General features: G+C 73.6%; 6 protein-coding genes. All 6 read left to right on the forward strand.

Annotation, left to right across the window (positions count from 1 at the left end; all coding sequences use genetic code 11):
- The first annotated feature begins 19 nt into the window (after nucleotides 1-19).
- Nucleotides 20-5,635 (forward strand): type I polyketide synthase, encoded by a 5,616-nt coding sequence (locus JK364_RS01920; protein WP_201846807.1) that lies wholly within the window; start codon nucleotides 20-22, stop codon nucleotides 5,633-5,635.
- Nucleotides 5,628-9,467, forward strand: coding sequence for a type I polyketide synthase (locus JK364_RS01925; protein ID WP_201846809.1), 3,840 nt, complete (start codon nucleotides 5,628-5,630; stop codon nucleotides 9,465-9,467). The genes JK364_RS01920 and JK364_RS01925 overlap by 8 nt, the downstream gene beginning before the upstream one ends.
- A complete protein-coding gene (locus JK364_RS01930) occupies nucleotides 9,464-10,687 on the forward strand; it encodes a cytochrome P450 (RefSeq protein ID WP_201846811.1) in 1,224 nt (407 codons plus the stop codon). Before JK364_RS01925 ends, JK364_RS01930 begins: the two co-directional genes overlap by 4 nt.
- Before the next feature lie 135 nt (nucleotides 10,688-10,822).
- Nucleotides 10,823-12,166, forward strand: a complete 1,344-nt coding sequence (locus tag JK364_RS01935; RefSeq protein ID WP_201846813.1) for a PucR family transcriptional regulator — start codon at nucleotides 10,823-10,825, stop codon at nucleotides 12,164-12,166.
- A gap of 172 nt (nucleotides 12,167-12,338) precedes the next feature.
- On the forward strand, nucleotides 12,339-12,833 hold the full coding sequence (locus tag JK364_RS01940) for a flavin reductase family protein (protein ID WP_201846815.1): 495 nt from the start codon (nucleotides 12,339-12,341) through the stop codon (nucleotides 12,831-12,833).
- Nucleotides 12,834-12,845: 12 nt separating this feature from the next.
- The gene (locus tag JK364_RS01945) at nucleotides 12,846-14,087 is read left to right on the forward strand and encodes an acyl-CoA dehydrogenase family protein (RefSeq protein ID WP_230991265.1); all 1,242 of its coding nucleotides are present in this window, start codon (nucleotides 12,846-12,848) and stop codon (nucleotides 14,085-14,087) included.
- Nucleotides 14,088-14,179 lie beyond the last annotated feature (92 nt).

The following is a 14,179-nucleotide window of genomic DNA, read 5'->3' on the forward strand; positions in this document are numbered from 1 at the left end:
CCGTCGCAGGGAGTCGTTCATGCCCGATGAAGTCAGCACGCTCCGGCAATATCTGAAAAGGGTCACCGCCGATCTGTTACGCACCCGGGAGCAGTTGCGTGAGGCGACCGAGCAGTCCGGCGAGCCGATCGCGGTGATCGGCATGTCGTGCCGGCTGCCCGGCGACGTGGCCTCGCCCGCCCAGCTGTGGGACCTGGTGGCCGCGGGCACGGACGCCATTTCGCCTTTCCCCGGGGACCGGCACTGGCCGATCGAGGAGCTCTACGACACCGATCCGGACTCCCAGCAGGCGCGGCGGTCCTATGTGCGCGAGGGCGGCTTCCTCAGCGGGGCGGGCGATTTCGACCCCGCGTTCTTCGGGATCTCCCCGCGCGAGGCGCTGGTGATGGACCCGCAGCAGCGGTTGGTGCTGGAGCTGGCCTGGGAGGCATTGGAGTCCGCGGGCATCCTGCCGGACTCGCTGGTGGGCGAGCGGGCCGGGGTTTTCGTCGGCGCGTCCAGCAACGACTACGAGATGCTCTGGCAGGGCACCGACCAGTTCTCCCAGTACGGCATCACCGGCAACACCATGAGCGTGATCTCGGGCCGGATCAGCTACGCCTTCGGCTTCCACGGCCCGGCCCTCACCGTGGACACCGCCTGCTCGTCCTCCCTGGTCGCCACCCACCTGGCGATGCGGGCACTGCGCGCCGGCGAGTGCCCGATCGCGCTGGCGGGCGGTGTGACAGTACTGAGCACTCCGGAGACGTTCGTCGAGTTCTGCGGCCAGGGCGTCACCTCCCGGGACGCTCGGATCAAGGCGTTCGCGGCCGGGGCGAACGGCTCGATCTGGGCCGAGGGGGCGGGTCTGCTGGTACTGGAGCGGCTGTCCGACGCGCGGCTCAACGGCCACCAGGTGCTCGCGGTGCTGCGCGGCTCGGCGGTCAACTCCGACGGCACCAGCAACGGGCTCTCCGCACCCAACGGCACCGCCCAGCAGGAGGTGATCCGGACCGCGCTCGCCGACGCCGGACTGTCCGCCCAGGACGTCGACGTGGTCGAGGCGCACGGCACCGGCACCCCGCTCGGCGACCCGGTGGAGGGCACCGCGCTGGTGGCGACCTACGGCCGGAACCGGCCGCCCGGCCGGCCGCTGCTGCTGGGCTCGCTGAAGTCCAACATCGGGCATACGCAGGCCGCGGCCGGTGTGGCCGGCATCATCAAGATGATCATGGCGATGCGGTACGGTCTCGCGCCGAAGACGCTGCACGTGGACAGCCCCACCCCGAAGGTGGCCTGGGGAGTGGACGGGGTCAGCGTGCTCGCCAACGCGATGCTCTGGCCGGAGACCGGTCGAGCGCGCCGCGCCGCCGTCTCCTCCTTCGGGATCAGCGGCACCAACGCCCATGTCGTGCTGGAACAGCCCGCCGGGCCGGAGGCGCCGGAGCCCGGCGTACCGTCCGCCGGTCTGGTGTGGACGGTGTCGGGCCGGACCGAGGACGCGCTGCGCGCACAGGCGACCCGGCTGCTGGCCTTCGCCGAGTCCGGCGACGCTCCCTCCGCCGAGGGGCTGGCGCACGCGTTGGCCACCCGCCGCACCCACTTCCGCCACCGGCTGGCAGTGCCCGGCCGGGACCGGGCCGAACTCACCTCCGCGCTGCGCGGCCACCTCGACACCGGCCTGGTGCCCGATGTGGCGGTGGGCACCGCGGCCGGCGGCGGGGTGTGCGTGCTGTTCACCGGCCAGGGCGCGCAGTGGCCCGGCATGGGGCGGCAGCTCGCCGCCTCCTTCCCGGTGTTCGCCGAGGCGTTCGACGAGGTGTGCGGGCTGTTCGACCAGGAGCTGGCGAGTCCGCTGCGGACCGTACTCGAGGACGAACCGGACCTGCTCGACCGCACCGACTACGCCCAGGCCGCCCTGTTCGCGGTGGAGGTCGCGCTGTTCCGGCTGATGCGCTCCTGGGGTGTGCGCCCGGACCTGCTGCTGGGACATTCGATCGGGGAGATCAGCGCGGCGCACGTGGCCGGGGTGTGGTCGCTGCCGGACGCGGTCCGGCTGGTGGCCGCCAGAGGCCGTCTGATGGCCGCGCTGCCCGAGGGCGGCGCGATGCTGTCCGTGCTGGGCACCGAGCAGGACCTGGCCCCCTGGCTGGCGGAGCGCGCGGGGCGGGTCTCCGTCGCGGCGGTGAACGCCTCGGACACGGTGGTCGTCTCCGGCGCGGTCGAGGACATCACGGAGCTGGAGGCCGACTGGGCGGGCCGGGGACGGCGGACCCGGCGGCTGCGGGTCAGCCACGCGTTCCACTCGCCGCTGATGGAGCCGATGCTGGCCGAGTTCGGCACGGTGCTGGCCGGGTTGACGGCGCACGATCCGGAAATCCCGGTGATCTCCAACCTCACCGGCGAGCCGGCCACGGCGGAGCAGTTGCGCTCGCCGGCGTACTGGACCGCGCACGTCCGGCAGGCGGTGCGGTTCCACGACGGACTGCGCACCGCACGGGCGGCCGGTGCACGCGTCCTGCTCGAACTGGGACCGGGCGCGGTGCTCTCCGCGCTGGCCGGGCGGGATGCCGGGCCGGACGAGGCGACGGTGCCCACCCTGCGCGGGGCCGATCGTGACGAGACCAAGGACGTGCTGCTCGCCCTCGGCGCGCTGCACACGCAAGGCGTGGAGGTGGACTGGCCCGCCGTGCTGCCCGCCGCCCCCGCCAGGACGGCGGACCTGCCCGGCTACGCGTTCCAGCATGAGAGGTACTGGCTGGTGCCGGACGGGAATGGGCTGAACCTGCGTTCCACCGGGCTGCTCCCGGTGGGCCACCCGCTGATGGGCGCCGTGCTGTCCGCGGCCGAGGGCGACGGCGTGCTGCTCACCGGCAGACTGTCCCTCCAGTCGCACTCCTGGCTGGGGGGCCACCAGGTGCGCGGCATCCCCCTGCTGGCCGGCACCGGCTTCGTGGAACTGGCGCTGGCCGCGGGCGAGCAGGTCGGCTGCGACCTGCTCGAACAGCTGACCGTCGAGGCACCGCTGGTCCTGCCGGAGCACGGCGGGGTGTCGGTGCAGGTGGTGGTGGGCAACACCGAGGAGAGCGGCCGCCGCCCGGTGCGGGTGTACTCCCGGCCGGAGGGCGTGGGCCGGGCCGAGCCGGGCCCATGGCGGTCACACGCCTTCGGCTACCTGGGCATCCGCACCGCGACGCCGGACACGCCCCTCGCGCACTGGCCGCCGCGTGATGTGCGGGAGATCCCGGTCGCGGACGTCTATGACGAGGTGGTGGAGGGCAGGCACTTCCGCTACGAGGGCGCGTTCCGGGGCCTGCGGACCCTCTGGCAACGCGACCACCCCGACGGGAGCTCGGAGATGTTCGCCGAGGTCGCCCTGCCCGCCGAGGCGGCGGGGGACGCGAAGCGCTACAGCCTGCATCCGGCGCTGCTGGACGCGGCACTGCACGCGGTCGGTCTCGGCCCGCAGCTGGACGGAATCGACGAGGGCAACGGCTCGATGCCGTTCTCGTATTCGGGGCTGTCGCTGTTCCGGGCCGGAGCCTCGATGGTGCGGGTGCACGCCACCGGCGGGAACGGTGATGTGGCGATCACGCTGGCGGACGAGTCCGGTGCCACCGTGGCCACGGTGGACTCCCTGGTGTTCCGGCCGCTGCCCGCCGATGAGTCCTACCTGCTGGGACCGGCCGAGGACGGCGCGGAACTGCTCGCGCAGGACTGGGTGCCCGTGCGCCGCCCATCCACTGTGGACGATTCCGGTGGGTGGCACGACCCCGGGGTCGGTGGGCTCGACCTCGCGTCGCTGGCGGACGCGGCGGACCCGGTACCGCCGGTGGTGGTGCTGCGCCCGGCCCGTCCCGCCGGGGACGACGTCACCGCACGGGTCCGCGCCGCGCTCACCGAGCTGACCGGGTATCTGCGAGGGTGGCTCACCGACCAGCGGTTCGCCGGTTCGCTGCTGGTCGTCCGCACCGAGCGCGCGCTCGGCGTGTGTGCGGGCGACGAACCCGACCTGGCGCTGTCCGCGGCCCACGGGCTGGCTCGCTCGGCACAGAACGAGTACCCGGGTCGCCTCCTGCTGGTCGACGTCGACGAGCCGGCCGACACCGCTTTACGCGACGCGGTCGCCGTCGCGGCCGCGGCCCGTGAGCCCCAGGTGGCGCTGCGCGCGGGCGAGTTGCTGGTGCCCCGGCTGCACCGCGACGACGGTCCGGCGGAGAGCGACGGCGGTCCGGCGGAGAGCGACGGCGGCTCGGCGGATAGCGACGGCGGCTCGGCCGCCCGCACGCCCGATCCCGACGGCACCGTGCTGATCACCGGTGGGCTCGGGTCGCTGGGCCGCACACTGGCCCGGCATCTGGCGAGCCGGGGCGCCCGCAGGCTGCTGCTCCTCTCGCGCCGTGGCGCGGAGAGCCCCGGCGCCGCGGAGCTGGTCGCCGAACTCGGCCGGCTCGGCGCGCACGCCGAGCTGGCGCGCGGCGATGTCGCCCGGCGGGACGACGTGGCCCGGGTGCTGGCCGAGGTGCCCGCGGCGCACCCGCTCACCGCCGTGGTCCATGCGGCCGGTGTGCTGGACGACGGCTTGGTGGAGTCGCTGACCGACGGGCAACTGGAGAACGTACTGGCGCCGAAGGTCGACGGAGCCTGGCACCTGCATGAGTTGACCCGGGAGCTCGATCTCGTCGGGTTCACGTGTTTCTCCTCCGCCGCCGGCGTGTTCGGCACCGCGGGCCAGGGGGCTTACGCCGCGGCGAACGCCTTCCTGGACGCGCTGATGAACCAGCGGGCCGCCGCCGGGCTCCCGGCCCGCTCGCTGGGCTGGGGCCTGTGGGCGCCGGACGCCGAAACCAGCACGGCCGACGGGATGGGCGGCGGGCTCGCCGCCGCGGACCGGGCCCGCATGGACCGCACCGGGATCCGCGCGCTGACCGTCGCGCAGGGCCTGGCCCTCTGGGACACCGCGACCGGCTCGGACCGGGTCCACCTGGTGCCCATCGGGCTGGATCTGGCCACCGTGGCCGGCCTGGGAGAGGAGGGCATCCCGCCGCTGCTGCGCGATCTGGTCCGCCCGGCCCGCCGCCGGGGCTCCGCGCGGTCCGCCGCGCCCACCGAGTCCCCGGCGGACCTGGCCCGCAGGCTGGGTGGGCTGAGCCCCACCGAACGGGACCGGCAGCTCCTCAACCTGGTGCGTGGGCACATCGCGGCCGTGCTCGGCTACCCGTCCGCGGACGGGGTGCCCGCGGACGGCCCGTTCGGAGACCTCGGATTCGACTCGCTGAGTTCGGTCGAGCTGCGCAACCGGCTCAACACCGCCACGGGTCTGAACCTGCCCGCCACCTTGGTGTTCGACCACCCCACTCCGGCCGTCCTCGCGGCGCACCTCGGTACGGAGGTCGCGCCGGACGCCGCCGGCGCGGAGGAACTGGCGGACGGCCCCGCCGAGCGCGGCCCGGATCAGCTCTCCGCACTCGCGCAGGCGGTCGAGGAGGCGCTGGCCGGCGAGCACGCGCAGCGCGACGCGCTGCGCGGACAACTGTGGGCGGCGCTGCGCGCGCTGGACGGCGAGCCGGACGAGGAGCTCGGGGCGGACGAGCTGAGCGCGGCCTCCCTGGACCAGCTCTACGCCTTCGTGGACCGGGAACTCGGCGATGCGTGAGTCAGCAGCCGGGACCGCCCGGCCGACCGGAGAGGAACCGAAAGCCGTGGGCGAGGATCCGAAGCTCGTCAAGTACTTCCAGCGGGTCACCGCGGAACTCCACCGCACCCGGGAACGGTTACGGGAGCTGGAGAACCCCGTCGACGACCCGGTGGCCGTGGTCGGCATGGGCTGCCGGTTCGGCGGTGGGGTCGACTCGCCGGAGCAGCTGTGGGAACTGCTCGCCGGGGAGCGGGACGTGATCACCGGGTTCCCGGCCGGCCGCGGCTGGACCGAAGACCAGATCTACCACCCGGAACCGGGCACGCCGGGCCGCTCCTACGTTCGGCACGGTGCCTTCCTCGACGACGCGGCCGACTTCGACCCCCAGTTCTTCGGCATTTCGCCGCGCGAGGCGCTCGGCATGGACCCGCAGCAGCGGATCGCGCTGGAGGTCACCTGGCAGGCGCTGGAGTCCGCCGGTATCGATCCGGCCGGGCTGCGCGGCAGCCGCACCGGCGTGTTCCTCGGACTGTCCAACGCGGACTACGCCACGGCGGTCCGCGAGATGCCCGAGGACATGCTGGGCCAGCTCTCCATCGGCAACGCGGGCAGCGTGACCTCCGGTCGGCTGGCGTATGTGTTCGGCCTGCAGGGGCCCGTACTCACGGTGGACACCGCCTGTTCCTCGTCCCTGGTCGGGATCCACCTGGCCGTGCAGTCGCTGCGCGCGGGCGAGTGCGCCCTGGCGCTCGCGGGCGGGGTGACCATCCTGTCCAGCCCGCTGCTGTTCATCGACTACGCCCAGCAGCGCGGTCTGGCGCCGGACGGGCGGTGCAAGCCCTTCTCCTCGGCCGCCGACGGCACCGCGTGGGGCGAGGGCGCCGGGATGCTGGTGCTGGAGAGGCTTTCCGACGCACGTCGCAACCACCACCCGGTGCTCGCGTTGCTGCGCGGATCGGCGATCAACTCCGATGGCACCTCCTCCGGGCTGACCGCCCCGAACGGAACCGCGCAGCAGCAGGTGATCGCCGACGCGCTCGCTTCGGCCCGGCTGTCGCCCGCGGACGTTGACGCGGTGGAGGCGCACGGCGCGGGCACCGCGCTCGGCGACCCGATCGAGGCGCAGGCGCTGTTGGCCGGGTACGGCCGCCACCGCGGCGACCGGCCGCCGCTGCTGGTCGGCTCGGTGAAGTCGAACCTCGCCCACACCCAGGCCGCGGCCGGAGTCGCCGGTGTGGTGAAGATGGTGCTGGCCATGCGGCACAGCACGCTGCCCAGGACCCTGCACGTCGGCACGGTGACCCCCCGGGTCGACTGGGCGCGGGGCGGGGTCGAGGTGCTCACCGGCGCGGTCCCGTGGCCACGCGACGGGCGTCCCCGGCGGGCGGGCGTGTCCGCGTTCGGAGTCGGCGGCACCAACGCGCACGTGATCCTGGAGGACCCGGAGCCCGACCCGGACACCGGGCCCGGCGACCGGACCGTCCCGCCACTGCTGGCCTGGACCCTGTCGGGCAGGACCGAACAGGCGCTGTCCGCGCAGGCGGCCGCGCTGCACGAGCACCTCGACCGGGCGCGCCCGGATCTGCTGGACCTGTCGTGGTCGCTGGCCACCACCCGGGCGCATCTGCCGCACCGCGCGGTGGTGTTCGGCTCCCGCCCGGCCGACCTCGCCGCGGGCCTGACCGCGCTGAGCACGGGCCGGAACGACACCGGGAGCGCCACGGTGGCGGTCTCCGGCACCGCCGTGCGGAACGGCACCACCGCGTTCCTGTACCCACACGAGTGCGCCCCGGCCGTGGTGCGCGCGTTGGCCACGCAGTACGCCGAGGCCGAGCCGTTCGCCGAGCACCTCTCCGAAAGTGCGGCGGTGCTGGCCAAGCTGGTCGGCTGGTCTCTGGCGGATGTGCTTCGCGGCGACCCGGACGCACCACCACTGGACCGGCCGGACGTGTTGGTCCCGGCCACGCTGGCCGTGCTGACCGGCGTGACACGAGTGTGGTGCGCGTCCGGGGTGCGCCCGGCGGCGTTGGCGGGACACGGATCCGGCCTGCTGGCCGCGTCCTGGGCGGTCGGGTGGCTGTCCCTGTCCTCGGCGCTGCGGATCGCGGCCGGGTGTCCCGCGGGCGTTGAACCCGACGTCGTGGATGTCCCGCCCCTCGCGCCCGGTGTGCCGGTGCTGTGCGCTGACACCGGCCGTTGGCTGCGGGAGCGTCCGGCCGAGGACGACTACCGCACGGTGCCGGCCGCCGAATCCGACGTGGCCGCCCGCGAGTTGCGGGCCGACGGTCATCGGCTGCTGCTCGTGTTCGGTGGGGACACCGCGGCCATGGCCGCCGCGCTGTCCGACGGTGCCGCCGTGCTGGCGGTGCCGGAGGAGACGGAGAGCGCGCTGACCGGTTCTGCGGCGATCGTGCGCGCGCTGGGCCGCGCGTATGTGATGGGCGCGGCGGTGGACTGGCGCGTCGTCCTGGCCGGGGCCGGTGCGCGGCGTATCCCGTTGCCCGGCTACGCCTTCCAGCGCAGCCGGTACTGGATCGAGCGCGAGTGGACCATGCCGGTGCTGCTCTCCGACGACCCGGGGACGCGCGAACCCGATCGGCGCTCGCCCGCGGCTCTGCTGTGGGCACTGCCCGAGCAGGAGCGCACGCGCCACGTGGAGACGCTGGTTCGTGCGTGCCTGGACCGGGCGCTGGGCAACGGGCCGGATGACGAGGTCGACGCCGAGGACACGTTCCGCGATCTCGGGATGGACTCGCTGGGCGCGGAGGATCTGCGCAACCGCCTCACCACCGGTGCCGGTGTGGAGATCGAACTCGCCGACGTACTGAACTATCCCACGGTGGTCGATCTCACCGAGCGCGTGCTGGAAAAGCTGGCCGCCCGCGCCGAGGAGGGCACGCTCGACGAGATCGTGGGGACCGCCCGGTCCGGGAACGAGGTCCCGGAGTCCGGCACCGGGCCGGTGGACCCGGCGCCCGAGAACGCCGACGAGAGCGACGGCAGCCTGGCCTCGTTCTACATCCGGGCGATCCGCACCGGCCGGATCAACGTCGCCCTCCGCCTGGCCCGCGCGGCCTCCGAGACCCGCGACACGTTCGACCAGGACGATCCGCGCGATCTCGCCGAACTGCGCAAGGTGGGGGCGGGCACGGGTGGCCCCACGATCGTCGGCCTCACCCCGCCGATCTTCCCCAACCTGGACCTGCCCTACTCGTACCTGCACACCGGGCTGGACCCCGCGTCCGACGTGTGGTCGCTGTGGTCGCCCGGATTCGCGGGTGAGGCTCCGCTGCCCGCCGACCGTGCCGCCCTGATGCGGATGCTGGCGAAACCGCTGCGCCGTGAGCTGGCCGGCACCCCGTTGATCATCGCGGGCTACTCCTCGGGCGGCTGGCTGGCGCACGACCTGGCCGCGCACCTGGAGCGGACCGGCGTCCCCGTCACCGCGGTGCTGCTGCTGGACTCGTACCTGCCGGAGGAGGAGATGGACCAGACCGAGACCCGCAGCGAGTTCATGCGCGAGCAGATCCGACGACGCGACCTCATGGGCATGTCGCTCGACCGTCCGGACCGGACGGTGACCACCAGCGGCCAGATCGCGGCGATGGGCGGCTACAGCAGGATCTTCAGCGGCTGGCAGCCCGGCCCGCTGGCGGCGCCGGTCCTGCACCTGCTCGCCAGCGAGGTCGTCGCGGGTATGGCCACCAGCTCGGAGGACCACCCGTTCCCGGCCGAACGGGCGCACCGCGTGCGCAAGCTGCCGGGCGATCACTTCACCATCCTGTCCCAGCACGCCGACCTGATCTCAGCGAACCTGCACGACTGGCTGACGGAGGTGCAGCCCGCATGACGCCCCTTCCCGATCTTCCCGACGCCGCAGAGGCGCTGGAGCACTTCCCCTTCGACGACGGCCGCGGCATCGAGGTCAACGAGCGGTTCCGGGAGCTGCGGCAGCGCGAGGGGCTGCTCCGGGTGCGGCTCGCCTACGGTGAACCCACCTGGCTGGTCACCCGCTACGAGGACGCCCGGCTGGTGCTGGGCGATCCGCGGTTCAGCCGCGCGATGTCCGTCGGCCGGGACTACCCGCGCCAGGACGAGGCGACGGACCTGGCCGGGCTGATCACCCTGGATGCCCCCGAACACACCCGGCTGCGCACGCTGCTGCTCAAAGCCCTCGGCAAATCCCGCATCGAGGCGCAGCGCCCGACGGTGCGCGCGGCGGCGGACGCTCTGCTGTCGTCGGCGATGAGCGCCGGGCCGGGCATGGACATCGTGACGGACTACGCGCAGCAGATCATCGTGCTGTCCATCTGCGACCTGATCGGCGTGCCCGCCTCGGACCGGGAGGCGTTCGAGTCGACCAGCACGGCGCTGCTGCCCGGCAGCACCGTCGGCCCCGAGGACATGATGCGGCGGTTCGGTGCCCTGCGCGCCTGCACCGAGCAGCTCATCGCCGAGCGTCGGGCCCGCCCCCGCGACGACCTGATGTCGGCGATGATCCAGGCCCGGGAGGAGGAGGACCGGCTCACCGACACCGAGCTGATCGACATGGTCGTCGGCCTGCTGCTGGCCGGATTCGAGGCGATCACCACCCAGATTCCGAACTGCGTCTACGTTCTCACGCGGGGCGACCGTGCGCTCTGGAACCGGCTGCGTGCGAATCCGGCCGAGCTGCCGGCGGCGGTCGAGGAACTGCTGCGCTACAACGCCTCCGCCGGTGCCGGCCTGTTCGTCCGCTACGCACGGGAGGATGTCGAGGTCGGCGGCACGCTGGTGCGCGCGGGCGAGGGCCTGACCGTCGCCAATGAGTCGGCCAACCACGACCCGGCCCGATTCGAGGACCCCGACGCGATCGACTTCACCCGGCCACCCGGTGGACACCTCAGCTTCGGTCATGGCGCGCACTACTGCGTCGGCGCCCAGCTCGGGCGCGTCGACCTCCAGGAGGGACTGCGGGTGCTGCTCACCAGGGTCCCGGAGCTGACCGTCCGCGACATCACGTGGAAGGAACGGCCGCACGTCCGGGGGCCGGAGGCGATGCGCGTCACCTGGCAGAGTGGCCCGGAATGACCACCACCGGCACCGGGGCTCGGCGCGGCTGATCGCGCGGATCCGGACACTGCCGGGGCATCGTTCGGTTCTGCCGAACGATGCCTCGGCAATCCCCAGTTGATCAGCCCCTCGGGTTGGACCGAGTATGGCGATGTGAGCGAGAACGATCGGCGGGTACGGCGGGACTGGATCGCGCGGCTGGGTCCGCGGGGTGAGGTCGGCCTCGACCGGGCGGCGAGCCCGCGCGCGACCGTCGAGGACGCCGTCGCGCGCGTCGGTGCGGACCCCGTGCGCTGGGCGATCGAGCTGAACTCCGTGGTCCTGCGGCGGATCGTCGGCGAGGTGCCGGTCCTCGGCGGTAGTCCGGCCGCGGTCGAGATGCTCCGCCGGGGCAATGAAGCGACCACCCTGCGGGCGCTGTTCACTCTGGTGGAAGGCCCGGCGGCCGCCCCGCCCACCGGTGAGGCGATCCTGGAGGGCATCCGCGAGTTCGTTCACCGGGCCATACCGCTCGAGCGGGTGTTGCACGGCGTCCGGGTCGGGCACGCGGCAACGACCGAGGCGTTCCTGCGGGCCTGTGCCGAGCTGGCCGACCCGGAGGAGGCGGTCGACGAGGTCACGGCGATCTCCCGCGAGCTGTTCTCCTACGTCGATGACCTTTCCGACACCATGATCCGCACCTACCTCGTGGAACACGAGGTGTGGAGCACCAGCGCGGCCGCGGCACGGGCCGACCTCGTACGCTCCCTGCTGAGTGATGCCGCGGCGACGGACGTCGGCGAGGCGTCAAGTGTCCTCGGCTACAACCTGCGGCGGACCCACGAAGCGGTGGTGGTGTGGTCGGACGCGCCGAAGGGCGGCTCCACGCTGCAGGCGGCGGCGATCGAGGTGCTCCGCGCCCGTGGCGCCACCACGACGCTGGTCATCCCCGTGGCCTCGGGCCGGTTGTGGGCGTGGGGCACCGTACCTCCGGACGGGACGCACCCGACCGGTTCCTGGGAGACCATCACGGAGACACTGTCCCGGCAGCGGATGCGGGCGGCGCTCGGGACCCCGGGTTCCGGCGTCGCGGGCTTCCGCCGCTCTCACCGCGAGGCCCAGCGCGGGGAGCGGGTCGAGCGACTGCGCCACGAGGCCGGACGGGTTCCGAGGTACGCGACCGCCTACGCCGACGTCGCCGCCATCGCGCTGTTGGCCACCGATCTCGACGCGGCCGGTGACTTCGTACGACGTGAACTCGGCGCGCTCGCCGCCGGCGGCGCGCCGATGGAGGCACTGCGGACCACGCTGTACCACTACCTCGGCGCCGAGCGCAGCCTCGTGGATGTCGCCCGGCGCCTGCACGTGGCCAGGGGGACCGTGACCTACCGCGTGAAGCGGGCCCAGGAGGTGCTGGGACACGACCTCGACGACCGCCGCTTCGCCCTCCACACCGCCCTGGCACTCGCCGAGGAACTGGGGGACGCGGTGCTCCTGCCGCGCGACGTCGAGCGGTGAGCCCGGGGTACCGGTCGCGGACCGGCCCGGCAGACCAACGGGAGACCGGAATCCTGGGCCGGCAGACCAAGCGGCCGCCGCGTGGCCGGAGTTGACTTCGTGAGGTCGGACGCGGTGCCCCACCGGGCCGCGCATCCCGACAGCCGGATTCCAGCCCAACGGGAGGCCCACGATGATCGACCGAGAGACCTTTACCGAGCTGATGAGCGGGGTGTGTGCCCCGGTCACGGTGGTCACGGCGACGACCGCCGACGGGCGGCCGCACGGCAGCACCGTGTCGAGCTTCGCCTCGCTCTCGCTCGACCCTCCGCTGGTGAGCTTCGCCCTCGACCGCGCCTCGGGGCTGCTGGCCCACCTCCAGCCGGGTGACCGGGTGGGGGTGAACATCCTCGGCGCCCACCAGCACGAGCTGGCGTCGGCGTTCGCCCGCCGGCACCGGGGACCGGGCTCGAAGTTCGACGGCGTCACCTGGACCGTCCGCGCCGGACTCCCCCACCTGCCCGAGTCCGCCGGCTGGACGGCGGGACGCGTCGAACGCCATGTGGACGGCGGTGACCACGTCCTGCTCCTCGTGTGCCTCGAGGAGGCCGAGTCGACCTCCACGGCCCCGCTGATCTACGCGCGCCGGATCTTCGGCACCCACGCCCCGCTCGCTGTCGCGAGCTGACCCGTACCCCGCATGATCCCTGACACCGAAGTGACGACGATGACCATCACCCTGGACGTTCCCCGCACCACCGACGCCGCGCGCAAGCTGCGGGCCGACCTCGTCGAGCGCGCCGCCACACTGCGGCCACTGCTCTCCCGCAACGCCGATCCGACCGACCGCGAGCGCGGAGTGCCCGCCGAGAACATCGACGCCCTGGCCGAGGCCGGTCTGCTCGCGCTGATGCGGCCCGCCCGTTACGGCGGTCTGCAGACCGACCACCGCACCCTGCTGGAGGTCAGCCGCGAGGTCGGGCGCGCCTGCGGCTCCACCGCCTGGCTGACCTCACTGCTCAACGCCAACGCGTGGTTCGTCGGGCTCTTCCCGGCCCAGGCCCAGGACGACGTCTGGGCCCACACCCCCCACGCCCGGGTCGCCGGTGTCGTGACCCCCTCGGGTACCGCGCGCGTGGTCGAGGGCGGGTACCGGGTCAGCGGGCGCTGGGCCCCCGCGTCCGGGTGCGCCCACGCCGACTGGGCGGTCCTCGGGGTCACCCGGCCGGACGCCGAGGGCACGTCGGACGGCGTCGGCATCGTGCTCGCGCCGATGTCGGAGCTGACCATCGAGGACACCTGGTTCGTGGCGGGGATGCGCGGGACCGCGTCGAACACGCTCGTCGGCGAGGACCTCTTCGTACCCGCACACCGCTTCCACTCCGTCCCCGACGCCATCGAGGGCCGCTACGCCACGCCCTTCACCGACGAGGCGCTCTACCGGGGGCCGTTCGTGCCGACCGCCGCGCTCGTGCTGACCGGGCCCCAGCTGGGGCTGGCCGCGGCCGCTGTGGATCTCCTGGTGGAGCGGGCCCCGGGGCGAGCGTTGACCCTGACGGGCTACACCTCCCAGGCCGAGGCACCCACCGTCCAGCTCGCCGCCGCGCGCGCGGCGTCGCTCGCCGACTCCGCCCAACTGCACGCCTACCGTGCGGCCGCCGACATCGACGAGGCCGCACGGGCCGGGGTGTTCCCCGACTACGACGCCAGGGCACGGATGCGGATGGACGCGGGAATGGCGGCGGTCCACGCGCGGGAGGCGGTCCGCATCGTGTGCTCGGCCCAGGGGGCTTCGAGCTTCGGCGAGTCCAACCCGCTGCAGCGCATCTGGCGCGACATCGAGACCGGGAGCCGGCACGCCGTCCTCAACCCCGAAGTGGCCGCCGAGATCTACGGGAAGTCGCTGTTCGGCATCCGGGGCACGGTGTCCGTGATGGTGTAGGACGAGGTTCGCGGGCATGCCGCCGACGGCACGTGCGCGATGAGGCGGTGCCCCGGGAGCTCCCCCGCTCCCGGGGCACCGCCTCGTCGTGC

This window comes from Streptomyces endocoffeicus, assembly GCF_016741935.1.
GTDB classification, from domain to species: domain Bacteria; phylum Actinomycetota; class Actinomycetes; order Streptomycetales; family Streptomycetaceae; genus Streptomyces; species Streptomyces endocoffeicus.

Coding starts and splice junctions, on each gene's coding strand:
- JK364_RS01920 (WP_201846807.1), top strand. CDS start 20: ATGCCCGATGAAGTCAGCACGCTCCGGCAATATCTGAAAAGGGTCACC.
- JK364_RS01925 (WP_201846809.1), top strand. CDS start 5,628: ATGCGTGAGTCAGCAGCCGGGACCGCCCGGCCGACCGGAGAGGAACCG.
- JK364_RS01930 (WP_201846811.1), top strand. CDS start 9,464: ATGACGCCCCTTCCCGATCTTCCCGACGCCGCAGAGGCGCTGGAGCAC.
- JK364_RS01940 (WP_201846815.1), top strand. CDS start 12,339: ATGATCGACCGAGAGACCTTTACCGAGCTGATGAGCGGGGTGTGTGCC.
- JK364_RS01945 (WP_230991265.1), top strand. CDS start 12,846: ATGATCCCTGACACCGAAGTGACGACGATGACCATCACCCTGGACGTT.